The organism is Longimicrobiales bacterium (genome assembly GCA_035764935.1).
Lineage (GTDB): Bacteria > Gemmatimonadota > Gemmatimonadetes > Longimicrobiales > RSA9 > DASTYK01.
The window spans coordinates 22,066-45,519 of the sequence record DASTYK010000137.1; the positions used below are offsets into that span (position 1 = coordinate 22,066).

The following is a 23,454-nucleotide window of genomic DNA, read 5'->3' on the forward strand; positions in this document are numbered from 1 at the left end:
CGATCATGACGCAGCTTGCATTCAATGGCGTCGGCATCGACCTCGGCGGAGTCACGCTTCTCGACGGAGTGACCTTCACGGTCGCGCGCGGCGAGCGCTGGGGCGTGCTCGGCCGCAACGGCAGCGGCAAGACGACGCTGTTCAACCTGGCCGCCGGCCGGCTCGAACCCTCGCGCGGAAGCATCTCCCGCGCGTCTGCGCTGCGCCTCACCCTGCTCGACCAGCACCGCGAGTTCGGCGCCGGGACGACGCTCTGGGACGCTGCCGCTTCCCCCTTTGCCGCGCTGCGTGCACTGGAGCACTCGCTGGCGGAGCAGGCGCACGCGCTCGGTGAAGGCGATGATGCGGCAATGGAGCGCTACGGCCGTGACCTGGAACGTTTCGAGCGCGAGGGCGGCTACACGTATGCCGCACGCGTGGACGCGATCCTGGACGGCCTGGGCTTCGATCATCATGCTGCCCGGCACCGACAGGTGCGGGAGCTGAGTGGCGGAGAGCTCGGACGGCTCGCGCTGGCGCAGCAGCTTGCGGCACCCGCGGACATCCTGCTGCTGGACGAGCCGACCAACCATCTCGACCTGGACACCACGCGCTGGCTCGAGCGCTACCTGCGCGAGCTGGACAGCACGGTCCTCGTGGTCAGCCACGACCGCGCGTTCCTGGATGCCGTGGCCGACCACATCCTGCACGTGGAGCACCGCACGGCCGTTCCGTACACCGGGGGCTATCGCGCCTTCGTGGAGCAGCGCACGCAGCGGCGGCTGTCGCAGCAGCGGGCGTACGAGAATCAGCAGAAGACGATCGCGGCCGAAGAGGACTACATCCGGCGCAACATCGCAGGGCAGAACAGCCGTCAGGCAAAGGGCCGTCGCACGCGACTCGCCCGCCTGCCCCGGCTGAGCCCGCCGCCGGGTGAGGCGGGCGCAATGGCGCTCCGGCTGGAGCCGGCGAGCCGCGGCGGCGACCAGGTGCTGGTCGCCGAGAATGCACGTCTCGAGATCGGCGGGCGCACACTGCTCCGGACGTTCAGCTCGCGCATCACGCGCGGCGAAGTCATCGGCCTGGTCGGACCGAACGGTGCCGGCAAATCGACACTCGTGCGCGCGATCATCGGTGAGCGCGCACTCGATGGCGGCAGCATCAAGGTCGGTGAGTCGATCGACGTCGCATACTACCGCCAGGACCTTTCGCAGGTACCACCGGACCGCACGATCTATTCGATCATCCACGACCTGCGGCCGCTCTGGAACCGCGGGCAGGTGCAGAATCATCTCGGTCGCTTCGACTTCTCCGGCGACAGCGTGCAGCGCACCGCCGGCTCTCTGTCGGGCGGCGAGCAGGCCCGTGTTGCGCTCGCGATCCTGATGCTGTCACGTGCAAACTTCCTGATCCTCGACGAGCCGACCAACCACCTCGATGTCGAGTCGATCGAGGCGCTGGAGGACGCGCTGCGCGAATACCAGGGCACGCTGCTGCTCGTCAGCCACGACCGCGCGCTGCTGGATGAGCTGGTCGACCGCGTATGGTACCTGGAGGACGGCAGGATCCTGGACTACCCGGGCACGTTCGCCGACTGGCAGACGCAGCACGAGGAGCAGCGGGCTGCGGCAGCGGCATCACAACAGGAGCGTGAACAGAAGCAGCGCGAGGAGGAGCGTCGCGTCGCGCGACGTCGAACGGCGTCACAGAAGGGCGGCCGGGTGGACCTTCGCATGCTGCGCGCGGACGCCGAAGAGGCGGAGCTGGCCGTGCACGAGCTGGAAGCACGCCTGGCCGAGCTGCGCACGGCACTCGCCGATCCCACGCTCTACACCAGCGAAGCCGGCGTGAGCGAGTCCCGCCGGCTGGATCTGGAACGGCTCGAAGCCGAGAAGCAGCTCGAGCTGGCATTCGCGCGCTGGGCGGAGGCCGGCGACGCCCTCGCCCAGGCCGAAGCCGCAGGCGCTGCCTCGCGCTAGTCGCTCTTCAGCACACGCGCGGGATCGACCCGCGTTGCACGCCGGGCAGGAACCAGGCAGGCAACGACAGCCACCGCGCCGAGCAGTAGCGGGGCCGTCATGAACGCCGCCGTATCGGTCGTGCTGACCTGGTAGAGCAGCGAGCGCAGGAGCCTCGTCAGCATGCCCGCCCCCACCATCCCGAGCAGCAGACCGACGGCGGCGACGACCAGCCCCTGGCGCAGCACCATGGTCAATACGCTGGACGGGTGTGCGCCGAGGGCCATGCGAATCCCGAACTCCTGGCGTCGCTCCTCCACGGAGTACGCCATGACGCCGTAGGTGCCGATCGCCGCGAGTGCCAGCGCCACACCGGCGAAGATGCCGAGCAGCAGGGTCAGGAAGCGCGGCTGTGCCATGGACGCGTGCAGCACGTCGTCCATGGGAGCCAGGTTGGCAATCGGCAACGTCGGGTCGGCGGAGCGAACCACGTTGCGCACGTCACCCGCGAGATCGAGGGGATCGCGCGTGGTGCGCAGCACGATGTTCATGGTGCGCGGCGCGAAGCCCAGCGTGTTGGCACCCTGCGGGTAGAAGAAGTACAGCTCCGTGCCGGTCTCCTCGGCTATGCCGCCCTGCTTCACGTCACGCACGACACCCACGACCGTGAACCACGGCAGCTGGTCACTTCCGAACGGACGGATGCGCCTGCCGATCGGGTCCTGCCCCGGGAAGAAGACGTCGACGAGTCGCTCGTTGACGAGCACGGCCGGTGCACCTGCCTCGTCGGGCGCCTCGAAACCGCGCCCTGCAACGAGCCCGATGCCCATCGTCTCCAGGTAGTCCAGCGACGTGAACTGGTAGTAGTCGACGTTCTGCGGCGGGCTGTCCGGCGTCTGCGGCAGGCCTTCGAACTCCGTGTCGTTGGCATCGAGGTCACGACGGGGCGGAAGGCCGCTCATGGTGCTGACGGATACGACGCCCGGCAGTGCGCGCAGCTCCGGCAACAGCCGATCGTAGAACGCGTCCTGCGCCGGCCCGTCGCTGTATCCCGCTGCGGGCAGGAACAGCTGGAAGCTGAGCAGCCCGTCGGGGCGGAAGCCGGGGTCGACGGCCTGCAGCGCGGCAAAGCTGCGCAGCATGAGGCCGGACCCGACCACCAGCATGACCGCGGGCGCGACTTCGGACACGACCAGCGCCCGTCGCAATTGCTGGCGGAACGAACCTGCCGTCGTGCGGCCGCTGCCGTCGCGCAGCGCACGGTTGGCAACACGCGGCCCGAGGTTCAGGGCAGGTGCCAGGCCGAAGATCAATCCTGTGACCACGGACACGGCCAGCGTGAACAGCAGCACGGTTGCATCGATCCCGATGGTTTCCGCACGCGGTATCGCGTCCGGGTTCGTCGCCATCAGCACACGCACGCCCACCCAGCCGAGCGCCAGGCCGAACGCGCCGCCCAGCAGCGCGAGCACCACCCCTTCGGTAAGGAACTGACGCAGCAGGCGACCGCGGCCGGCGCCGATCGCGGCGCGTACGGCGATCTCCCGCTGTCGGCTTTCGGCACGCGCGAGCAGCAGGTTCGCCACGTTGGCGCACGCGATCAGGAGGACGAAGCCGACCGCACCCAGCAGCAGCATCAGCGCCGGGCGCACGTCGCTGACCAGGTCCTCCTGCAGCGCCGTCATGAACATCGGATGGTTGTCGGGCGCAGGCACGTGGGTGGAGGGGTTGATTGTCCCCCACTCCGCCACCAGCCGCGACAGGTCGGCTTCCGCCTGCCCGAGTGTCGCACCGGGCCGCAGGCGGGCAATCACGTCGAGGTAGTGCGAGCCGCGGTTCTCCCGGTTCGAGCGGTCCAGCGCTGCCGGCAGCCAGACCTCGACACCCGCATCCGCCACGTCGAAGCCGGGCGGCATGATGCCGGTCACCAGCGCCTCACTGCCGTTCACTCGGATCTGCCGGCCGAGCACATCCTCGGATCCGCCGAAGGCGCGCTGCCAGAGCTCCCACGACAGCACCACGACGGGCGCGGTGTTCGGCGCGTCTTCCTGCGCGTTGAAGGGGCGTCCGCGCAGGGGTGGCACACCCAGCACCTCGAACAGCTCGTGCGTCGCGATCGCCGAGGTGACCCGCAGCGGGGCCTCGTCGCCGCCGACGCTCGCCTCCCCCGTGCGGTAGCCGGCCACTGCGAGCAGCGTCCGGTTGCGCTCCTGCAGCTCCATCAGCTCCGGCGGCGAAAGCCAGAACTCGTCGAACCCCAGTGTCGGAAACTGCGAGGCGATCCGGACCAGGCGCTCCGGTGCGCCGTACGGCAGCGGGCGAAGCACCACACCGTTCAACACGGAGAAGATCGCGCTGTTGGCACCGATGCCGAGGGCCAGGGTCAGAATCGTGACGAGTGCGAAGGCGGGCGACTTGCGCAGCGAGCGGATGGCGTAGCGCACATCCGTGTACAGCTCTGACATGTGGCCTCCGGAGGACGCATGCTCGGTCGGAACTGATTCATTCTGACGGGTGCCGGATGCCGTACGCGTGGGACGGGGGATGAGTTGCGGGCTGTGCGATATGGATCAACCGGAATGAGGGGGCGCGGACACGCGCGGGCCCACCGGCTCAGGCGGAAAATGGCGAGGGTGCATGGGAGTCGAACCCACCCGACCGTCGTGGACGGTCGCACGGCGTTTGAAGCGCCGGGCCAGCACCGGCTGACACCCACCCCCGTTACTGCTTGCCGTCAGATCCCGCTTTCGCTGTCCTGCTCGAGGCGTGACAGTCGCTCCGCGAGTTCCTGCAGATGCCGATTGCTGCGCAGCATGGCCTCCTGTGCCGCCCGGCGCTCGCTCACGTCATGCAGGGTACCGTGCACGGTGATCACCGCACCCTGGCGGTCGCGCACGACGTCGCCAGTGCACTCGAACGTCCGGTAGCCGCCGCGCGTGTCTGCGACCCGCACCTCGAACGGCCCGATCCGCGATCCCGGAACTCCCGGCTCACCCGCGGGCGCACACCGGCCCCACTGCCCTTCCACAGCAGCGACGTCCTCCGGATGCAGCCGTGCCCGCCACTCCGACCAGTCGCGCTCGCCGCCGTCGGGATATCCCAGCAGCAGGCAAAGCGAACCATCCACGTTGATGCGTCGCCGTGCGGGGTCGATCTCCCACACGCCGACCCGCCCGTTCGCCGTCACCGCCCGGTAGCGCTGCAGCAGTCGACGATAGCGCATCTCCGCCGCGTGGGCGCTCGTGACGTCCAGGTGTGTGACTACCGCGCCGCCTCCCGGCAGCGCCGTCGCTTCCAGTACCTGCCGGCGTTCGCCGTGCGCCGCCGGGTGCTCCAGGCGAAACCGGGGCGTGCGCGCCGCCAGCACCGCTGCGATGCCGTCGTGCAGCAGCCGCGCGTGTGCCGTGCCTCCCTCTGCCAGGTGCTGCAGGCTCTTCAGGTAGTTGAACCCGCCTCCAGCCCGGAATGCCGACGCGCCCGGCGCGTGCTGCTGCCACGCCGCTGTCGCGAAACGCACCACGCCCGCAGCATCGAGGACGCAGAACGGCAGCGCCGCAGCCTCGACGGCAATGCGCACCAGCGTCGCATCTTCCCGTCCGAAGTCAGTCATGTCGCGCGTCCGGCGTCGCGTGGTGCCAGCTGTCCAGGAACATGGCGCGAATCGCATCAACGCACCAAACTAATAGAACGCCCGCTGTATCGGGCAAGGACGGACTTCCTGCCCGCCGTCCCGACTCTCACGATGCGACAGCGCACCTGCGCCACGATGCTTGATGGGAACTGATCTCCACGACCAGGTTGGTGAGGCGCTGATCGAGGTTCTGGCAGCGCGAGTTCTGGGGACCGGTGCGGAGTTCGTGCTGGTGACGGACGCGGCCGGTCACATCCGCTGGGCAAGCGCAGAGCCGGTGCGCTGGGATGCGAGTCACTGGCGCGGCATGGCGTTCGCCGCGCTCCTGGATGACCTCGGCAGCGCGCCGGGCGAACTGCTGCGGCCGCGGCGTGCGCGTTCGCACACGGTCGTGGCGCGTGACTCGGCCGGGCGGCGCATCGAGCTGCGACTGCAGGTCGAGCCCCTGCAGGGAGCGGATGGTCACTCGCTGATCGTTGCCCGCAGGCTCGAGGCGCCGGTGGAGGCGCCTTCGAGCGATGCGGGAATGCGCGCCATCCTGGAGGGTCTCCCGGTTGCGGTTGCGCTCATCAATCCCGCCGGTCTCGTCACGCAGACGAACAGCGCCGGTCGATCGCTGTGGGGGGAAAGCCCGCTGCATGCCGTAGTCGAGCGTGCACCGGACGTCGAGACACTGTACGACCTGTTCAACCAGGCGTTGCGCAGCCAGAGACCGATCATCGGCCGGATCCTGGATGTGCGTGCGCTGGACGGCACCCGGCACGTCCTGCGCGCGAGTGCCCTGCCCTGGTTCGATCCGAGCGGGCGGACGGCCGGCGTGATTGGCGCTGCCACCGACGTCACGGACATGCACCAGATGCAGGCCGAGCGATCCGAGCTGCAGAGTGCGCTGCGCAATGAGCGGCAGCGCTTTGCGAGTGTGCTGCGCCAGGTTCCTGCGGCCGTAGCGATGACGGTGGGGCCCCAGCACCGGCTGGAGGCTGCGAACGAGCGCTGCATCGGTCTCGCGGCACGACCGCTCCAGGAGGGCCGCACGGTAGCCGAGCTGTTTCCGGACCTGGTGGAGCGCGGGCTGCACCGCCTGCTGGATCGCGCGTACGCGACCGGGAACCCGGTCGTGCGGCGGGAAGTGCACCTGGACCACCCGCTGTACGGCCAGCGCAACATCGACTTCGTGGTGCAGCCGCTGCTGGACAGCGCTGGTGCCGTCTTCGGCCTCATGCTGCACGCCATGGACGTGACGGAGCAGGTGCAGGCGCGACGCTCGGTCGAGAGTGCCAGCCAGGCGAAGACGGAGCTGGTCGCCCACCTGAGTCACGAGCTGCGCACGCCGCTCAACGCGATCATCGGTTACTCGCAGCTGCTGCTTGCCGGAAGTGCTGGCGATGTCACCGAGAAAGGCCGGGAGTACGTACGCCGCGTGGAGCGCAGCGCGCACACGCTGCAGAGGCTCATCGACGACATCCTCGCGCAATCGCGACTGGATGCAGGGCGCGAGCCGCCGAATCCCGAAGACATGGACGTGCACGCCTTCCTCGATGACGTGCGCACCACGATCGAGCCGCTGGCAGCGGCGCGCGGCCTCGCGTTCAACCTCGATGTCGACCGGATGCCGCACACGCTCTTCATGGACCGGCGCAAGCTGCTGCAGATCGTGCTGAACCTGCTGTCCAACGGCGTACGCTACACCCGGGAGGGCGAGGTCAGCCTCACGATGTACGTGGACGGCGGAATGCTGCACATACAGGTGCGCGACACCGGAATCGGGATGGACACCGCCACGCAGGCGCGCGTGTTCGAACCGTTCTGGCAGGCCGATCGCACCCGCCGGGAGGGTACGGGTCTCGGGCTCACGATCACCAAGCAGCTGATCGAGACAATGGGCGGCTCGATCGGCGTCGAGAGTACGCCGGGGCGCGGCACGACGTTCCGCGTCGCGCTCCCGGCGAAACGCCGGCGCATACCCGAGTACTGACGCTGGCAGGGCGGCGCGGCGGCAGCGATGCCCGCCGCGCCGTTTCCATCACTGCAACGAGCTAGCGCACCAGCTTCCGGTACTTCACACGGTGCGGCTGATCCGCGTCCGCGCCGACACGGCGCCGGTGATCCGCCTCGTACTCCTGGTAATTGCCCTCGAACCAGACGACCTGCGATTCCCCTTCGAACGCGAGGATGTGCGTCGCGATCCGGTCGAGGAACCAGCGGTCGTGGCTGACGACGACGGCGCAGCCGGGGAATCCCAGCAGGCCTTCCTCGAGCGCGCGCAGCGTATCCACGTCGAGGTCGTTGGTCGGCTCGTCGAGCAGGATCAGGTTGCCACCCTTGCGCAGTACCCTGGCGAGGTGCACGCGGTTGCGCTCACCACCCGACAGCACGCCAACCTTCTTCTGCTGGTCCGCGCCCTTGAAGCCGAACCAGGAGCAATACGCGCGTGAGCTGACGGTCGCGCCGCGGCCCAGCTCGATCTCGTCCTGCCCGTTCGAGATCTCCTCCCAGACGCTCTTTTCCGCATCCAGCGCATCTCGGCTCTGGTCCACGTACGCGAGCTCCACTGTCGAGCCTACCTTCAGCGTGCCGCCGTCTGGCTGCGCGTCGCCCGTGATCATGCGGAGCAGCGTGGTCTTGCCTGCGCCGTTCGGCCCCACGATGCCGACGATGCCGCCGCGCGGCAGCCGGAAGGAGAGGTCGTCGAACAGCAGCTTGTCGCCGAAGGACTTGCTGACGCTTTCCGCGACCACGACCTCGTCGCCGAGACGCTGCCCCTCGGGAATCACGATCTCTGCGCGCGTCAGCTTTTCCCGGGCGCCCTCGCTCGCGAGCTCCTCGAACGCCTGCAGTCGCGCCTTGCCCTTGGCCTGGCGTGCACGCGGCGCCATGCGCACCCACTCCAGCTCGCGCTCCAGGGTGCGCTGCTTCGCCGATTCCGCCTTCTCCTCGCGCCGCAGCCGCTCCTGCTTCTGCTCCAGCCAGGATGTGTAGTTGCCCTTCCACGGAATGCCCTCGCCGCGATCCAGCTCCAGGATCCATTCGGCGACGTTGTCCAGGAAGTAGCGGTCGTGCGTGATCGCGACGATCGTCCCCTTGAACTCGGCCAGGTGCTTCTCGAGCCAGGCGACCGACTCCGCATCGAGATGGTTGGTCGGCTCGTCGAGCAGCAGCATGTCCGGCTCCTCGAGCAGTACGCGACAGAGCGCAACGCGACGGCGCTCACCGCCGGATAGCGTCTCGACCGACGCGTCATCCGGGGGCAGCCGGAGCGCGTCCATCGCAATGTCGATCTTGCGGTCCAGCTCCCAGAGCCCCTGCGCCTCGATCTGGTCCTGCAGCGCCGCCTGCTCGTTGATGAGCGACTCCATCTCCTCGTCGCTCATCGGCTCGGCGAAGCGTGCGGAGACCTCCTCGAACCTGCGGAGCAGCTCGCGCTTGGAGCGCACCGCCTCCTCCACGTTGGCGCGGACGTTCAGCGCAGCGTCCAGCTGCGGCTCCTGCGGCAGGTAGCCGATGCGCGTGCCCTTCATCGGCCAGGCCTCTCCCTGGAAGTCGGCATCGATGCCGGCCATGATGCGGAGCAGCGTGGACTTCCCCGCCCCGTTCGGCCCGACCACGCCGATCTTGGCGCCCGGGTAGAACGACAGCCAGATGCCCTTCAGGACCTCACGCTTCGGTGGGACGACCTTGCGCAGGTCCTTCATGACGTAGATGAACTTCGACGTATCGGTAGTGCTCATGACCTTCCGGAAAGCCGGTGAAACGGCCGCCACGGGGCGGCCGGCCGCTTGCGTAGTCGCGCACGGAAGCTAGGCAAAGTGCCGCAGGCGTCCAGTCCCTCCGGGGCGCGACCCGCGGCTGTCGGAGCGAACCACGGGCGCATTATGTTGGACGCCATGGCGATCCAATACCTGGACGGCGCGAGGCTGCGCAGCGCACTCGTCGCCGGCTGCGATTTCGTGCAGCACCGTCGCGCCGAGCTGAACCGGATCAACGTGTTCCCGGTTCCCGACGGCGACACAGGCACCAACCTGGCGCTGACCGCGGCGGCCATCGCGGACCGCCTGCGGGTGAACCGCGCGCACTCCGTGGCGGTGGTCGCACGGGAAGCCGCCGAGGCCGCCGTGCTCGGCGCGCGCGGCAACTGCGGCATGATCCTGTCCCACTTCCTGCTCGGCTTCTCCAACAGCGTTCGCGATCGGCGCCGGCTCGACGCCAGCGAGTTTGCACACTCGCTGCGCGATGCGGTGCACCACGTCTACGACGCCCTCGAGCATCCGGTCGAGGGCACGATCATCACGGTGATGCGGGAAGTCGCCGAGGAGGCGTGCAGGAAGGTCACCAACGATTTCGGCGACCTCGTCGAGCTGATGGTGGTGCGCGCACAGGAAACACTCGCACGCACTCCGGAGCTGCTGCCGGCGCTGCGCAAGGCCGGCGTCGTGGATGCCGGCGCCAAGGGCTTCGTCGCCATGATGGAAGGGATCTCGGCACTGGTGCGCGGCGAGCCGTTCGTCGAGCTGGGCGCCACGCCCGACTACGGCGACGCACCGATCGCCGCGGCAACCGTGGACTACCCGACGGAGAGCGAGCGCTTCCGCTACTGCACCGAGGCGCTGGTGCGCGGTGAGACGCTGCCGGACGCCGCCGAGGTGCGCGGGACGCTGCAGCATCACGGCGATTCGCTGATCGTGCTGCGCACGAGCGACGTGCTCAAGGTGCACGTGCACACCGACGATCCCGATGCCGTGTTCGACTGGCTGCGCACCCACGGCGAGCTGGTGACGCACAAGGCCGAGGACATGCAGGCGCAGCACGCCGCGGTCGAACGGGCGGCCGCCGCGCACGTGGCGCTCGCGCGCCGCCCGATCTCCATCGTCGCGGACAGCGGCTGCGACCTGCCGAACGAGGTCGTGCAGGCGCACGGCATCCACATCGTCCCGCTCTCGCTGGTCTACCCGGACCAGGTGCTGCGCGACCGCATCGACATCGACAGCGACGGATTCATCGAGCGGATGCGCCAGGGCGAGCACCCGACCACGTCACAGCCGCCGCCCGCCGCCTTCCTGGAGGGTTACCGTCGTGCGGCCGAGGACGGCGAGACGGCGCTCGGCGTGATCCTCGGCTCCGGGCTGTCGGGCACGTACGCGTCGGCCGAGGCAGCCGCCCGTCAGCGGCCCGACCAGCCGATCCGGCTGTTCGACAGCCAGGCAGTCACCGTTCTGCAGGGCATGCTGGTACTGCGCGCGGCAGAGCTCGCGGAGCTGGGCCGGAGCGCAGACGAGATCATTGCGGACCTGCAGCGGGTGCGCGCCCAGTCGGGCATGATCTTCACCGTCGACACGTTCGACCGGCTGCTCGCGTCGGGCCGTGTGGGCCGGGGGCAGGTCATGATCGCGGGACTGCTCGACATCCGCCCGATCCTCGAGCTGGGGCTGGACGGCAAGGTACGGCCACTCGCCCGCGTGCGCGGTCGGGCCAATGTGTCGGAGCGCGCGCTCGCCGTGCTGGAGGAGCGCGTGCCGAAGGACGCGAAGCGCATGCGCTTCGGCGTCATCCACGTCGACTATCCGGAGATCGGTGACGTGATGAGGCGCGAGCTGCGGCAGCGGTTCGGCGAGCACGACGTCCTGGTCGTGCCCGCCTCACCCGTGATCGCCACCCACGTCGGACTGCGTGCGTGGGGTCTCGCCTGGCAGGTGGAGGACTAGCGCGTCAGCCGACGCGCGCGATCGCCTCGATCTCCACCTTCACGTTGCGCGGCAGCCCGGCCGCCTGCACCGTCGAGCGCGCGGGCTTGTGATCGCCGAAATGCTTCGCGTACACCTCGTTCATCGCCGCGAAATCACCCATGTCGCTCAGGAACACCGTCGTCTTGACGACGCCCTGCAGCGACGTGCCGGCCGCCTCGAGGATCGCGGCCAGGTTCTTCATCACCTGTTCGGTCTGCGCGACGACCTCGTCACCGGTAATGTCCTTGGTGCGCGGATCGAGAGCGATCTGCCCGGCCGTGTACACCATGTCACCAACGATGATCGCCTGGCTGTAGGGCCCGATCGCCTGTGGCGCATCATCGGTCTGTACCTGCTTCAGCTTCCCCATCTCCGATCTCCTCGTCAGTCTGCCGAGCGGGCGTCTTCAGCACCCGCTTCCTCGTGGGAACGCACTGCAGCCCGCAGCTCCTGCGGTGATACGGTCGCGACACCCGCCTTGCCGACCTCGACGCCCGCCGCATGGTTCGCGATGAGCGCTGCCTCCTCGATGCTTGCGCCGCTCGCAAGCGCAACGGCGACCGTCGCGACGACCGTGTCGCCAGCGCCGGAAACGTCGTATACCGAGCGGGCGACCGTCGGCACACGAACGTAGCCGCCGGACTCGGTCGCCAGCACCATCCCGTCCTCGCCGAGCGTGAGCAGCAGGTGCGCACACCCGAGCCGCGCACGCGCGTCCTCCATCCACTCGGGATCGTCCGGGTGGACACGGTCCCGCAACGCCGCGGCAAGCTCCGGCAGGTTGGGCTTGAACACCGTGCAGCCGCCGTAATCGAAGAACGAACGGGACTTCGGGTCGACGATGACCGGGATACCGGCCTCGCGGCTCGCGTCCAGTGCGGCGTCGATCACGTCCGGCACCAGGACGCCCTTGTTGTAGTCCTCGAGCACGACGGCGTGCGCGTCGCGCACCAGCCCACGGATCACTTCCGCGAGGCCCTGTGCGGTGACCTCGTCGAGATCGTCGTCGCTTTCCATGTCATAGCGCGCGACCTGCTGGTGGCGCGCCATGATGCGCGTCTTGACCGTGGTCTGTCGGCCGACCTGCTCGATCAGGCCCGCGTCGTCGATCCCCGTGCGCACCAGCTCGCCGCGCAGCTCCGCGCCCGACCCGTCACCGCCCAGCACCCCCGCCAGGCTGCACTGCGCACCCAGCGCCACGACGTTCGCCGCGACGTTGGCTGCGCCACCGAGGGCCCGCCACTGCTCCTCGATGCGAACGACGGGGACCGGCGCTTCCGGCGAGATCCGCGAGGCGCTGCCCTGGAAATACACGTCGAGCATCACATCGCCGACGACGAGCACGCGCACATCGGGCGCGCGCTCGAGCACCTCGTCGAGGCGCTGCAGGCTGAGTCCGTCCATGGGGCCAGTCCCGGGGCGGCATGGAATTTGTGTCGGAAGCCGCCCGTTCAGAGGGACGGCGGAGGCGGCAAGCTACCCTCCGCCCCCCACGATGTAAAGCGATCACACACATCCGGTTCGGAGGCTGATGGCGGGTTTTGCGGCTACGGTGGAGCAGCGCATTCGCGGTGCGAGCTCGGGGGTCTACGACTACTTCACGCTCGCGCGCCGGGCCATCGGCTTCATCTTCGCCCGCCCGTTCTACTGGCGTGACACCCTCATCCAGATGGACAGGATCGGCGTCGGCTCCATCCCGATCGTCGTGCTGACCGGCCTGTTCACAGGGATGGTGCTCGCGCTGCAGAGCTCCGTCGAGCTGTCCAACTTCGGCGCGGACATCTACATCGGGAACCTGGTCGGCGCCTCCATGGTGCGCGAGCTGGGGCCGGTGCTGTGCGCGCTGATGGTGGCCGGACGTTCTGCCTCCGGAATCGCGGCAGAGCTCGGCTCCATGCGCGTCACGGAGCAGATCGACGCACTCCAGAGCTTCGGGACGGACCCGATCAAGAAGCTCGTGACGCCGCGACTCCTGGCCGGACTCGTCATGCTGCCGGTCCTCACCGTCATCGCCGACCTGATCGGCATCCTGGGCGGAATGGTGATCGCCCTGTTCCGCATCGGTATGACCGCCGACGCGTATTTCACCGGTGTGCTGAACGCACTCGCGGAGCCCGGCTTCGTGCTCGGCATCTTTCCGAAGGACTTCGTGACCGGATTGCTGAAGCCGTTCGTGTTCGGCGGGATCATCACGCTGACGGCGAGCTACTACGGGCTTTCGACGCGTGGCGGCACGGAGGGTGTCGGCGATGCCGCGACGCGTTCCGTCGTCGCCTGCTCCGTGCTGATCCTGGCGGTCGACTATTTCATGACGCAGGTGCTGCTCGTGGTGCTCGGCCAGGTCTGATGATGCGCAACGAGAGCGTGCGCACGGTGCACGATGACCCGATTCCCACGATCCGGCGGGAGCTGGCGGAGGAGCGCGAGCGGGAAGGTCAGCTGCAGGCGCAGGATGCGATCATCCGTCTGGAGGATGTGCACCTGACCTTCGAGGAGCCGATCCTGTGCGGGGTCTCGCTGGAAGCGCGCCGCGGAGAGACGCTGATGGTGGCCGGTGAATCGGGATCGGGCAAATCCACGATCCTGAAGCTGATCCTGCGACTGCTCGTCCCGGACAGCGGCAGGATCGAGGTGCTCGGGCGCGACGTCATCCATCTCACCTTCGCCGAGGCGCTCGACCTGCGCCGGCACATCGGCATGGTGTTCCAGAACGCGGCGCTCTTCGACTCGATGACCATCTTCGAGAACGTCGCCTACCCGCTGCGCGAGAACCGGGACCTCGAGGACGACGAGCTGGAGCGCATCGTGCGCGAGCGCCTCGACTTCGTCGACCTCGAACCGGATCGCGTGATGCACCAGCTCCCGAGTCAGCTGTCGGGCGGGATGCGCAAGCGCGTGGGCATCGCGCGCGCCATCGCCACGGACCCCGAGGTCGTGCTCTATGACGAGCCGACCGCCGGGCTCGACCCGCTCACGATCGGAACGATCAATGACCTGATCAGGAAGCTGCAGCGCGAGCTCAAGGTCACGTCCATCATCGTGACCCACGACATCCGCGCCGGCTTTCGCGTCGCGCAACGCGTGAACCTGCTGCGCAACGGCGAGATCGTGTTCGACGGTTCCCCCGAGGAGATGGTCGTCGCCAACGATCCGTACATACAGGAGTTCCTGAGCTGATATGGCCGAAGCCAAACGCAGGCCGACCTTTCCCGTGCGCAGGGCACGCGTCGCCGCACTCGTCGTGATCGGGGTGCTGCTGCTCGCATTCGCTGTCTACCAGGTCGGCAGCGTCTTCGACGTCTTCGCGAGCCGCTACCAGCTCCACGCCCTCGTGCCCAGCGCGCTCGGTCTCAGGGAAGGTGCTCCCGTCACCCTCGCCGGCCAGCGCATCGGCCAGGTCGAGAGCATCGACTTCATTCCCGTCGAGCAGCGCCGCGCCGATGCCAACCTGAACGTGACCCTCGCCGTCAGCGAGGACGTACGGGAACAGATCCGCCGCGACTCGCGTGCATTCTTCCGCATGCAGGGCCTGCTCGGCGACAAGTACGTCGACATCGCGCCCGGTACCGCCGGCGCAGCGATCCTGCAGCCGGGCGACACACTGATCGTGGGCGAAAGCGTCGACATCGAGCAGTTCATGGAGCGCGCTGCCCTGGCCATCGACGAGGCGCAGGTCATCGTCACCGACCTGCGCGAGGTCACGGCCGGACTCGCGGCCGGAGACGGGACCATCGGACAGCTGCTCACCGACGAGGCCCTCTATGCGCGCATGGTCACCGCGACGGCACAGCTCGAGAACACGCTGGCGCAGCTCAACCGCTCGGATGGCACATTCGGACGCATGCTGCGCGACCCCACGCTGTACGACAACCTCAATCGCGCCGTCCTGCGCGTCGACTCGCTCGGCGCAATGATCGTCGCCGGTGATGGCTCGCTCGGCCGGCTGCTGCGCGACGACTCGCTCTACAACTCGCTCTCCAGCATGGCGACCAACGCAGACAGCGCCGTCCTCGCCCTGTCCGACATGGTGCAGCGCATGAGCGAGGGCGACGGCTCACTGGAGCGGTTGATCACCGATCCCCAGCTCTACGACGAGTTCCTCCGCGCCGTCATCGAGCTGCAGACGCTGATCATCGGCATCCGCGAGAACCCGGACGCATTCAAGCCGAACATCCGCGTGGACGTGTTCTGACGCCCCGCACTCGCTTTCACCACGGAGAACACTGAGCACACGGAGCTGGCGGGCCGTCGTCTCTGCCCGTCCGCGTCATCTACGGCTTTTCCCGTTGACAGGCGGACGGCTGCCGGGTATGTTACGGGAAGTTCCGTAGCAACACTCGTCGGAGGAGGTGCCGTGGACGATGGACCGCTGTTCACCAGCCGCGAGCTCGACGTGATGAGCATCCTCTGGCGCACGGGGTCGGGCACGGTGAGCGAGGTCAGGGAGGCGCTGGGGGAAGACCTGGCGTACACCTCTGTCCTGTCCGTGCTGCAGACGCTGGAGGAGAAGGGCTACGTCGGGCACGAGGCCGAAGGTCGGGCTTACCGCTACTTCCCCACCGTGGACCCGGACACTGCGGGGGCGAGTGCGCTCGGCCGGATCCGCGATGCGATCTTCCACGGCTCGGTGGAGCAGCTCTTTGCGCACCTGGTAAGTGATCGCGGGCTGTCGCGCGCCGAGCTGGAGCGGATGCGGCGAATGCTGGCGAAGCGGCTGAAGGAGGAATCCTGATGCTGCCTATGCTGATTGCCTACGGCCTGTTTACCGCCCTGGTCCTCCTGATTGCGGCGTCCGCGGCCGAGACGATACTGCGTGTCCTGCGCCTTCCGCGCCGCTGGGTATGGGTGGCGGCCCTGCTGGCGCTGGCAGTGCTGACGGCGGCTGCGCCGTGGCGGCTGGCGAGTCCTGCACCTGCCGTGTCGGCCGTCGACGTGCCGCTGCCCTCCGCCGACGCGCCGGCTTCCGCCACGGTCGATTCGCGGACCGTCATTGCGTGGGACGCGTTTGCATGGATCGTCAACGCGCCTCTTCGCCTGATTGCGGACCTTCTCACTCCCTCGGCGGCGGATCCTGTAAACTCCGGCAGTGTCGCGCACAGTGCCCTGCCTCGCGTGCTCGGCGCGCTGTGGGCGACGGCGAGCGTGCTGCTGCTCGCTGGTATGCTGGTCACCACGTTGCGCATCCGTTCTGCGCGACGCACATGGCCACTCCGACTGGTGGCGGGTGAACCGGTCCGTGTGAGCCGTGATGCAGGGCCGGCCGTGTTCGGTGCATTCCGACCAGAGATCGTGCTGCCGGCCTGGCTGCTGGATCGTCCGGAAGCGGAGCAGCGGATGATCGTGGCCCACGAGCGTGCACACGTGGATGCGCGCGACCCGCTCGTGCTGCTGGCTGCCTGCGCCGTTGTCGTGCTGTTTCCGTGGAACGTATTCGCCTGGTGGATGATGCGACGCCTGCGGCTCTCGCTCGAGATCGATTGCGATGCGCGTGTGCTCCAGGCCGGAACCACTGCCCTTCCCTACGCCCGGGTACTCCTCGCCGCAGCCGAGCGACGCTCGACCTTGCGTGTACTGAGCGCAGCCCTGGCTGACTCGCCATCCGATCTCGAAAGGAGACTGGACGCCATGAACGAGAGACCCGGTTCTCACCCACTCGTTCGTGCCACCGGTGGTGCGCTTGCAGCCGTGACCCTCGTCCTTGCGGCATGCGAAGCCGACCTGCCGACCAGCGCTGCAATCGACGAAATGAGCGTCGCGGATGCAGTCGAGGCGGCTTCGCCGGTAGCCCCGCTCGCCGATGCGCTCTACATCATCGACGGCGTGGAGGCCGATGCCGCCGCAGCGCACGTGCTGGCGCCGGAGAAGATCGCCTCCATCGTGATTCGCAAGGGTGAGAGTGTGCCCGCCGGTACGGATGCGGCGGCGGTGGTCGAGATCAGCACGCGTGATGGTGCCCGGACCAGCGAGATCCTGGCCGATCATGTCGTACCGGATGCAGACGACGACGGCTCGGTCGAGGTTGCATCGACGCCGGCCGGTTTCAACGGTCTTCTGCTCGTCGACGGCAAGCGCACCGAGCCCACCGCGTTGCGTACGCTCGACCCCGCGGGCATCGAAAGCATCGAGGTAATCAAAGGCGCGGCTGCGGCGCGCATCTTCGATGAGCCGGAGGCGCGAAACGGCGTGATCAGCATTCGGCTCAAGCCTACCCCGCGCTGAACAACGCGTCCCTACGGTCTTCCACAAGCTCCACGACCTGTCCAGGACAGCGTCGCGGGCATCACGGGCATCGTGCGGATTGACACGATGCCCGTTTTCCATCAACGTATCGCTGCCCACCGGCGCCGCTCCATGAGCGGCGGGCCGGCGCGGGAGACAGCAACCCTCCTCAGAGGCCCGTATGCGGATCGTTCTGACTGGTGCTCACGACAACGCAACCGTCAGGACAGGAGTGTATCCGCATGCAAACCACTACGGGCCCGCGCGACGCGCGCATATCGACTGACCGGCTGAGCTACGCGCTACCGGACGGTCGCACCCTATTCAACGAACTCACGATTTCCTTTGGCCGGGAGCGAACCGGCCTGGTCGGACCGAACGGCTCCGGCAAGACTACGCTCGTGCGCCTGTTGTCCGGAGATGCGCGTCCCACTGCTGGCAGCGTTCACCGGAGCGGCCTGGTCGCGCTGCTGCCGCAGGACTTCCGGCCGCCCCCGGGCGCTTCGCTGGCGGCCGTGCTGGGCGTGGAGAAAACGCTTGCTGCCCTGGAGCGCAGCGAGCGGGGCACAGCCACGCTTGCCGACATCGAGCTGATCGGTGATGACTGGGACCTGCGCGAACGAACCGCAGCGGTCCTCGCCCGCTTCGGGCTGACCGGCCTCACCCTCGACCGACCCCTCGCAGCCGTGAGCGGCGGCGAGACGACGCGTGTCGCACTCGCGGGACTGGTGCTGCAGCAACCGGATTTCCTGCTGCTGGACGAGCCCACGAATCACCTCGATGCGGCGAGCCGTGCTGCGCTGTACGCATTCATCGAGTCGTGGGATCGCGGTGCGCTGTGCGTCAGCCACGATCGCGAGCTGCTCCGCCGCATGGACCGGATCGTCGAGCTGTCCGCGTTCGGTGCACGCGTGTACGGTGGCAATTACGATGAGTATCGCGCGATCCGTGACGCGGAGGACGCGGCGGCGGAGCGCGAGCTCGACAGTGCGCGTGCAGCGCTGCGCGCCGCGGAGCGGGACGCACGCGAGGTACGTGAGCGGCAGGCACGGCGCGAGGCGCAGGGACGTCGCAATGCGGCAACTGCGAACCTGCCGAAGATCCTGCTGAACGGGCGCAAGGCGCGTGCACAGGAAACAGGAGCCCGGGTGCGTGCGATCACGGCGCGCGAGGTGGAGGAGCGGCGGGAACGTGCGGCCGCGGCCAGGCAGCGGGTCGAAGAACGTGAGCGTCCTCGCTTCGCCCTGCCGTCGACGAACCTGCCTGCAGGACGCGTCGTGCTCGAGATCACGGAAGCGTGCGTCACGTTTGCGGGCGCTACCGATGCGATCCTCGAGAACGTTTCCCTGCGCGTCGTCGGACCGGAACGTGTTGCCGTCGTGGGGCCCAACGGTTCCGGGAAGACGACACTGCTGCGTGTCGCCCTGGGCGAGCTCACGCCGGACAGCGGTGACGTCCGGCGCCTGCCGGATGATGAGATCGGATTTCTCGACCAGGCTGGTGCGCGGCTCGACCCTGCACTGAGCGTGCTCGACAATTTCCGTGGCTGCCAACCGGAGCTGGACCCGACGGCCACACGCTACGCGCTCGCCCGGTTCCTCTTCTCCCACGAGGCGGCGCTGCAGCCCGTCGGCACGCTCAGCGGCGGGGAACGATTGCGTGCCTCACTCGCGTGCGTGCTCGGGGGCCGGACACCGCCGTCACTCCTCGTGCTCGACGAGCCGACGAACCACCTCGACCTCGACGCGCTCGCGGCACTGGAGGACGCGCTGCAGGCGTATGACGGCGCACTGCTCGTCGTCAGCCATGACCGGCCGTTCCTCGATGCGATCGGCGTACAGCGGCGTGTGCGGCTCGGGTAATCGCGCGCTCGGTCTCGATCTGCACGCCGCCCAGCCGTGACGCGACCTCCTCCGCCAGCGTGACGAACGCCCGTGCGGTGCCGCTGTCGGGAGCGGCCAGCACCGGCGGCGCACCCGCATCTTCGCCTTCGACGACCGGCTCCTCGAACGGGACCGCAGCGAGCAGCGGTACATCAGCCGCCGCGGCGAGACGCTCGCCGCCACCGGCGCCGAACGGATGCGAGCGCCGACCACACGCGCACTGCGCGAAGCTCATGTTCTCCACGATGCCGAGCACGGGTACGTCGAGTTTGCGGAACATCTCGAGCGCCTTGCCGGCTTCCAGCGTGGCGAGTCGCTGCGGCGTGGTTACAACGACGGCCCCGTCCACGACGATCGACTGCGCGAGCGACAGCGGCACGTCTCCAGTGCCGGGCGGCAGGTCCACGACCAGCACGTCCAGCTCCGGCCACACCACACCACGGGAGAACTGCTTGACGGCTTTGCCCACCATCGGTCCGCGCCAGACTGCCGGTGACTGGGGCCCGAGGAAGAAGCCGAACGACACGATCGACAGTCCGTGTATTTCCAGCGGAATGATCTTGCGGTCGTCGGTGAGACGCACGTGTCTCGCACCGTCTTCGATGCCCATGATGACCGGAAGGGACGGGCCGTAGATGTCGGCATCCATCAGGCCGGTGCGCAGGTTCAATCCGTGCAGCGCCAGGGCGAGGTTGGCGGCAACCGTGCTCTTGCCGACGCCACCCTTCCCTGCGCCGACCGCAACCACGCGCTTCACTCCCGGCAGGCGCGCGCGATCCGCCCACGGGTCGAGCTTGCCGCCCCGACGCTCCGGCGGCACGATCTGCACTTCGGTGCGCACCGCGCCGGCCTCGGCCAGCCGCTCACGAATCGCCGCACGGAGCAGATCGGGCACATCTTCGCGGGTCGTGGAAAGGACGAGGGAGACGTGCACCCGGCCGTTGCGGACGGCAACGCTGCGTACCAGCCGGAGGGACACGATGTCGCGCTTCAGACCCGGATAGGGTACGCGCGCGAGCGCCGCCCGGACCTGCTCCTCAGTGAGGCTGCTTTCCACCATCCTCGCCTCCACGCTCAGGGTCCGGCGACGCACGCAGCCGGACCGCGCTACCGCCGCTCCCGGATGTCAGCTATGCGCAGCATGCAATGCCGACGGCCGCACGCTCGGCGCTCGCCCGATCGATGTCCCATGCTTCGCGCGGACTCAGCGCGTCGTCTCCTGCCATCTGCCGGAGCAGTGCCGCATTGCGTACCGCTACCACGGCTCCGCGCTGCTGGATCGCCCCCGCCTGCCGCAGCCGGCGGAGCGCACGGGCAACGCCTTCCCGCGTCGTACCCAGCTCCGCTGCCAGCTCCTCCTGCGTCTGCGACATCCGGTACGCCGCTCCAGTGTTCAACACACCGGACCGCCCGGCCTGCGCGAGCACCGCGGACGCGACACGCATCGGCACGTCCTGCAGCGAGAGTCGATCGACCAGCGCGGCCAGCGTACGCACCTGGGCGCCGAGCTCGCACACCAGTGCCTGGGCTACGTCCGGATGGCTGCGGTACAGCGCCTGTACTTCACCGAGCGGCAGAAACAGCACACGGCCGTCCTCGATGACCCGCGCCGAAGCCAGGTACGGCCCCCCGTCGAACATCGAAACCTCACCCAGCGATTCGCCGGGGCCGATCACGCCGAATACCTGCTCCTGGCCCGTCCGGTTCGCGCGGTACGTGCGCACCGCCCCTTCCACCACCAGGTACAGTCCGCGACACGGTGCCCCTTCCCGGAACAGCACCTCGCCGCGTCTCACGCCCCGGCAGACGGAGCGGCGCACGAGCCCCTCGCATTCCTCCGCGGTGAGCGAGGCGAACAGCGGCTGCCGCGCGACGACGCGTGCCGGTTCATGGCTGCAGCGAGCTGTCATCGGGTCTCCGCCTTGCACTTGAGTCTCATTCTCAAGTATACAGCGCCTGCGCCTGCACCGACAGGACAGCGCCACGGCTCAACCGGGCCGGGGGGTAATGATGGCCAGGAAGCGGAGGCGGTCGCCGTCGTCGGCTTTCATCGAGTGGACCTCACCGGGCGCATAAACGGCGGTGCCGCCGGTCTGGAGTTGGGCCGTGCCGGTCTCGCCGATGAACGTGCCGCTGCCCTCGATCACCTGCACGAGCACGCTGGACTCGCTGGTGTGCGGCAGGACCTCCTGCCCCGGGAGGAGGTGAAAGCCGACGATCCTGACGTTGGGCTCGTCGTGCAGCAGGGCCGTGGCAGGCCGATCGGGACGCGGCGCCGGTCCCTCCGGTGGCAGGACGATCATGCGACGTCCGTCAGCGCCTGGTTCAGTGCTGCCAGCAGCTCGTCGGGGTCGGCACCGTCGCGCACGGCGGCGTCCTGGATCGAGCTGGCTCCCCCACAGCACGAGTCGATGCCGAAGCGGTTGAAGACCGCCACGGTGACGGGATGCATGCGGACGACCTCGTTCACGGTCCGATCTGCCGTGATCACGCCTGCGATTTCCGTATCCTTCATCGAGCACTCCTGGTTTCTCGTTTCTGCGCTGTTAACCGGCGTGTGAGCCGGCGCGTGAGGACGATAAGACCGCTCCACCCGAAAGACTGTGACTCACGTCACAGACCGGACCAGCCGGCGGGTGCGATCCTGTCACGTTCGTACCGAAACGGCAGCACGGGCCACCGGAACCCACAAGGGACGTCAGGAAGACGATGCAGAGACCGAGACTGAAGATCCTCCGTCGCCTGGGCACACCGCTGCCCGGTCTGACCCGCAAGGAGGCGCGCTGGAAGACGTATCCGCCGGGTGCGCACGGCGCGGGACAGCGCCGGCGCGTCAGCGGCTACGGTGCACGGCTGCGGGAGAAGCAGAAGCTCCGCTGGCATTACGGGATCTCCGAGCGACAGCTGCAGGGCGTCTTCGAGGAGGCCAGTCGGCAGACGGGTGCGACGGGGGAGCAGCTGCTCGCGCTCCTGGAGCGGCGGCTGGACAGCGTCGTGTTCCGGCTCGGCCTTGCGCCGACGATTCCCGCCGCGAGGCAGCTGGTTGGCCATGGCCATGTGCTCGTGAACGGAGCACGCGTCGACCGCGCGGGCTTCCGCGTGTCTGCCGGCGACGAGATCGCGGTCTCGCCGCGCGGAAGGCGCATCGCGGACGTCGCTCGGGCGGTGGAGCACGGCCCGGAGGTGAAGCTGCCCGGATGGCTGGCGATCGACCCCGGCGATCCGTTTCGCGGTCGGGTCGTCGGTGCGCCGATGCGCGCGGACACTCCGTTCATCGTGGACGAGACGGCGATCGTGGAGTTCTACGCGCGCTGAACGGACGCGGAACGCAGCGGCCGCTGCAGGTCCTGCGGCAGCCGCGCCGGGCGACGCGCAGCAGCCTCGTGGACAGCGGCGTGCTCCCGGTCGCATCTTACCGCATATGCGGCCGCGACCAGACCAGCGTCCCGGCCCGAACGTGACGACGCGCGGAGGGGCCGGTGCTTGGAAAGAATGCACGAGAGACGGCAGTCGACCGGAGCAGTGATCAGGCGGTGACCCGTGGCGGACGCGGCGAGCGACGCGTCGCAGCGTGGATCGGGGCGTCCATCGTGATCAAGGGAGACCTGGTCAGCTCGGAGGACACCACGCTGGCCGGCCGCGTCGAGGGCAATGTCGATGTCCGCAACCACGCGCTCGTGATCGCGCAGGGCGCGAAGATCGACGGCGACGTCCACGCCGGCAGCGTCTCGCTCAACGGAGAAGTGAAGGGTTCCGTGACCGCGGCGCGCAACGTCGAGATCGGCGAAAGCGGGTCGGTCGTGGGTGACATCGTTTCACCCCGGCTCAGCATCGCGGAGGGCGCGGCATTGCAGGGGCGGCTGAAGATCACGCCGGGAGGCGCGCAGGGCAGCTGAACGTCCCGATCGCGCTCGTGCCGCGCAGTGGGTACCAGCGACACTACAGCCGCAACGAGCGAACGCCCGAAACCGTCACACGAAACCGCCCGACCAGAATCTCGCATTCTGGCCGGGCGGTTGCTTTTGCAGACAGTGGAGCCGGCGGGAATCGAACCCGCGTCCGCG

The 23,454-nt window shown here is 68.5% G+C and carries 20 protein-coding genes and 1 tRNA gene; 11 read left to right on the forward strand and 10 right to left on the reverse strand.

What is annotated here, in order from left to right; translation table 11 throughout:
- Positions 1 to 5: 5 nt before the first annotated feature.
- Positions 6 to 1,958, forward strand: a complete 1,953-nt coding sequence (locus VFU06_11075; GenBank protein HEU5209922.1) for an ABC-F family ATP-binding cassette domain-containing protein — start codon at positions 6 to 8, stop codon at positions 1,956 to 1,958.
- On the opposite strand, the gene VFU06_11080 is transcribed toward VFU06_11075, so the two are convergent.
- The 3 genes from VFU06_11080 to VFU06_11090 form a co-directional block, all read right to left on the reverse strand.
- Complete coding sequence (locus tag VFU06_11080; GenBank protein HEU5209923.1) at positions 1,955 to 4,402, reverse strand: ABC transporter permease; 2,448 nt, start codon at positions 4,400 to 4,402, stop codon at positions 1,955 to 1,957. The genes VFU06_11075 and VFU06_11080 overlap by 4 nt on opposite strands.
- A 160-nt stretch (positions 4,403 to 4,562) precedes the next feature.
- Positions 4,563 to 4,657: transfer RNA gene (locus tag VFU06_11085), tRNA-Sec, on the reverse strand.
- A gap of 14 nt (positions 4,658 to 4,671) precedes the next feature.
- Positions 4,672 to 5,547: a PAS domain-containing protein gene (locus VFU06_11090; protein HEU5209924.1), complete on the reverse strand. Its 876-nt coding sequence runs from the start codon at positions 5,545 to 5,547 to the stop codon at positions 4,672 to 4,674.
- A 163-nt stretch (positions 5,548 to 5,710) separates the two neighbouring features.
- On the opposite strand from VFU06_11090, the gene VFU06_11095 reads away from it, so the two are divergent.
- Complete coding sequence (locus tag VFU06_11095) at positions 5,711 to 7,543, forward strand: ATP-binding protein (protein HEU5209925.1); 1,833 nt, start codon at positions 5,711 to 5,713, stop codon at positions 7,541 to 7,543.
- Positions 7,544 to 7,604: 61 nt separating this feature from the next.
- Here the strand turns inward: VFU06_11095 and ettA are convergent, their stop codons facing one another.
- Positions 7,605 to 9,296, reverse strand: a complete 1,692-nt coding sequence (gene ettA / locus VFU06_11100; protein HEU5209926.1) for an energy-dependent translational throttle protein EttA — start codon at positions 9,294 to 9,296, stop codon at positions 7,605 to 7,607.
- 156 nt (positions 9,297 to 9,452) lie between these two features.
- Here ettA and VFU06_11105 point away from each other — a divergent pair, with 156 nt between their 5' ends.
- A complete protein-coding gene (locus VFU06_11105; GenBank protein ID HEU5209927.1) occupies positions 9,453 to 11,267 on the forward strand; it encodes a DegV family protein in 1,815 nt (604 codons plus the stop codon).
- A 4-nt stretch (positions 11,268 to 11,271) separates the two neighbouring features.
- Here the strand turns inward: VFU06_11105 and VFU06_11110 are convergent, their stop codons facing one another.
- Both VFU06_11110 and VFU06_11115 read right to left on the reverse strand, forming a co-directional pair.
- Positions 11,272 to 11,658, reverse strand: a complete 387-nt coding sequence (locus tag VFU06_11110) for a RidA family protein (protein ID HEU5209928.1) — start codon at positions 11,656 to 11,658, stop codon at positions 11,272 to 11,274.
- A 14-nt stretch (positions 11,659 to 11,672) separates the two neighbouring features.
- The gene (locus VFU06_11115) at positions 11,673 to 12,692 is read right to left on the reverse strand and encodes a bifunctional ADP-heptose synthase (GenBank protein ID HEU5209929.1); all 1,020 of its coding nucleotides are present in this window, start codon (positions 12,690 to 12,692) and stop codon (positions 11,673 to 11,675) included.
- A 127-nt stretch (positions 12,693 to 12,819) separates the two neighbouring features.
- On the opposite strand from VFU06_11115, the gene VFU06_11120 reads away from it, so the two are divergent.
- From VFU06_11120 to VFU06_11145, 6 genes are all read left to right on the forward strand, one after another.
- Complete coding sequence (locus VFU06_11120) at positions 12,820 to 13,635, forward strand: ABC transporter permease (protein ID HEU5209930.1); 816 nt, start codon at positions 12,820 to 12,822, stop codon at positions 13,633 to 13,635.
- On the forward strand, positions 13,635 to 14,465 hold the full coding sequence (locus tag VFU06_11125) for an ATP-binding cassette domain-containing protein (GenBank protein ID HEU5209931.1): 831 nt from the start codon (positions 13,635 to 13,637) through the stop codon (positions 14,463 to 14,465). The genes VFU06_11120 and VFU06_11125 overlap by 1 nt, the downstream gene beginning before the upstream one ends.
- 1 nt (position 14,466) lies before the next feature.
- A complete protein-coding gene (locus VFU06_11130) occupies positions 14,467 to 15,480 on the forward strand; it encodes an MlaD family protein (protein ID HEU5209932.1) in 1,014 nt (337 codons plus the stop codon).
- 162 nt (positions 15,481 to 15,642) lie between these two features.
- Positions 15,643 to 16,020, forward strand: a complete 378-nt coding sequence (locus tag VFU06_11135; protein ID HEU5209933.1) for a BlaI/MecI/CopY family transcriptional regulator — start codon at positions 15,643 to 15,645, stop codon at positions 16,018 to 16,020.
- Entirely contained in the window at positions 16,020 to 17,507 is a 1,488-nt protein-coding gene (locus tag VFU06_11140; protein ID HEU5209934.1) for a M56 family metallopeptidase, read from the forward strand. Before VFU06_11135 ends, VFU06_11140 begins: the two co-directional genes overlap by 1 nt.
- A gap of 242 nt (positions 17,508 to 17,749) precedes the next feature.
- Positions 17,750 to 19,369, forward strand: a complete 1,620-nt coding sequence (locus VFU06_11145) for an ABC-F family ATP-binding cassette domain-containing protein (protein ID HEU5209935.1) — start codon at positions 17,750 to 17,752, stop codon at positions 19,367 to 19,369.
- Here the strand turns inward: VFU06_11145 and VFU06_11150 are convergent.
- From VFU06_11150 to VFU06_11165, 4 genes are all read right to left on the reverse strand, one after another.
- Positions 19,308 to 20,450, reverse strand: a complete 1,143-nt coding sequence (locus VFU06_11150; protein HEU5209936.1) for an Mrp/NBP35 family ATP-binding protein — start codon at positions 20,448 to 20,450, stop codon at positions 19,308 to 19,310. The two genes, VFU06_11145 and VFU06_11150, sit on opposite strands and share 62 nt — an antisense overlap.
- A gap of 70 nt (positions 20,451 to 20,520) precedes the next feature.
- Positions 20,521 to 21,300 (reverse strand): Crp/Fnr family transcriptional regulator, encoded by a 780-nt coding sequence (locus tag VFU06_11155; GenBank protein ID HEU5209937.1) that lies wholly within the window; start codon positions 21,298 to 21,300, stop codon positions 20,521 to 20,523.
- A gap of 78 nt (positions 21,301 to 21,378) precedes the next feature.
- Positions 21,379 to 21,693: an AraC family ligand binding domain-containing protein gene (locus VFU06_11160; protein ID HEU5209938.1), complete on the reverse strand. Its 315-nt coding sequence runs from the start codon at positions 21,691 to 21,693 to the stop codon at positions 21,379 to 21,381.
- Entirely contained in the window at positions 21,690 to 21,905 is a 216-nt protein-coding gene (locus tag VFU06_11165; GenBank protein ID HEU5209939.1) for a DUF542 domain-containing protein, read from the reverse strand. Before VFU06_11165 ends, VFU06_11160 begins: the two co-directional genes overlap by 4 nt.
- 194 nt (positions 21,906 to 22,099) lie before the next feature.
- On the opposite strand from VFU06_11165, the gene rpsD reads away from it, so the two are divergent.
- A complete protein-coding gene (rpsD, locus tag VFU06_11170) occupies positions 22,100 to 22,705 on the forward strand; it encodes a 30S ribosomal protein S4 (protein HEU5209940.1) in 606 nt (201 codons plus the stop codon).
- 164 nt (positions 22,706 to 22,869) lie between these two features.
- Positions 22,870 to 23,286, forward strand: coding sequence for a polymer-forming cytoskeletal protein (locus VFU06_11175; protein ID HEU5209941.1), 417 nt, complete (start codon positions 22,870 to 22,872; stop codon positions 23,284 to 23,286).
- The last annotated feature ends 168 nt before the right edge of the window (positions 23,287 to 23,454 follow it).

What these genes read in the sequence shown, in the direction of transcription:
- VFU06_11075 (HEU5209922.1), top strand. Translation starts at nt 6, where the DNA reads ATGACGCAGCTTGCATTCAATGGCGTCGGCATCGACCTCGGCGGAGTC.
- VFU06_11080 (HEU5209923.1), bottom strand. Translation starts at nt 4,402, where the DNA reads ATGTCAGAGCTGTACACGGATGTGCGCTACGCCATCCGCTCGCTGCGC.
- VFU06_11090 (HEU5209924.1), bottom strand. Translation starts at nt 5,547, where the DNA reads ATGACTGACTTCGGACGGGAAGATGCGACGCTGGTGCGCATTGCCGTC.
- VFU06_11095 (HEU5209925.1), top strand. Translation starts at nt 5,711, where the DNA reads ATGGGAACTGATCTCCACGACCAGGTTGGTGAGGCGCTGATCGAGGTT.
- ettA (HEU5209926.1), bottom strand. Translation starts at nt 9,296, where the DNA reads ATGAGCACTACCGATACGTCGAAGTTCATCTACGTCATGAAGGACCTG.
- VFU06_11105 (HEU5209927.1), top strand. Translation starts at nt 9,453, where the DNA reads ATGGCGATCCAATACCTGGACGGCGCGAGGCTGCGCAGCGCACTCGTC.
- VFU06_11110 (HEU5209928.1), bottom strand. Translation starts at nt 11,658, where the DNA reads ATGGGGAAGCTGAAGCAGGTACAGACCGATGATGCGCCACAGGCGATC.
- VFU06_11115 (HEU5209929.1), bottom strand. Translation starts at nt 12,692, where the DNA reads ATGGACGGACTCAGCCTGCAGCGCCTCGACGAGGTGCTCGAGCGCGCG.
- VFU06_11120 (HEU5209930.1), top strand. Translation starts at nt 12,820, where the DNA reads ATGGCGGGTTTTGCGGCTACGGTGGAGCAGCGCATTCGCGGTGCGAGC.
- VFU06_11125 (HEU5209931.1), top strand. Translation starts at nt 13,635, where the DNA reads ATGATGCGCAACGAGAGCGTGCGCACGGTGCACGATGACCCGATTCCC.
- VFU06_11130 (HEU5209932.1), top strand. Translation starts at nt 14,467, where the DNA reads ATGGCCGAAGCCAAACGCAGGCCGACCTTTCCCGTGCGCAGGGCACGC.
- VFU06_11140 (HEU5209934.1), top strand. Translation starts at nt 16,020, where the DNA reads ATGCTGCCTATGCTGATTGCCTACGGCCTGTTTACCGCCCTGGTCCTC.
- VFU06_11145 (HEU5209935.1), top strand. Translation starts at nt 17,750, where the DNA reads ATGCAAACCACTACGGGCCCGCGCGACGCGCGCATATCGACTGACCGG.
- VFU06_11150 (HEU5209936.1), bottom strand. Translation starts at nt 20,450, where the DNA reads ATGGTGGAAAGCAGCCTCACTGAGGAGCAGGTCCGGGCGGCGCTCGCG.
- VFU06_11155 (HEU5209937.1), bottom strand. Translation starts at nt 21,300, where the DNA reads ATGACAGCTCGCTGCAGCCATGAACCGGCACGCGTCGTCGCGCGGCAG.
- VFU06_11160 (HEU5209938.1), bottom strand. Translation starts at nt 21,693, where the DNA reads ATGATCGTCCTGCCACCGGAGGGACCGGCGCCGCGTCCCGATCGGCCT.
- VFU06_11165 (HEU5209939.1), bottom strand. Translation starts at nt 21,905, where the DNA reads ATGAAGGATACGGAAATCGCAGGCGTGATCACGGCAGATCGGACCGTG.
- rpsD (HEU5209940.1), top strand. Translation starts at nt 22,100, where the DNA reads ATGCAGAGACCGAGACTGAAGATCCTCCGTCGCCTGGGCACACCGCTG.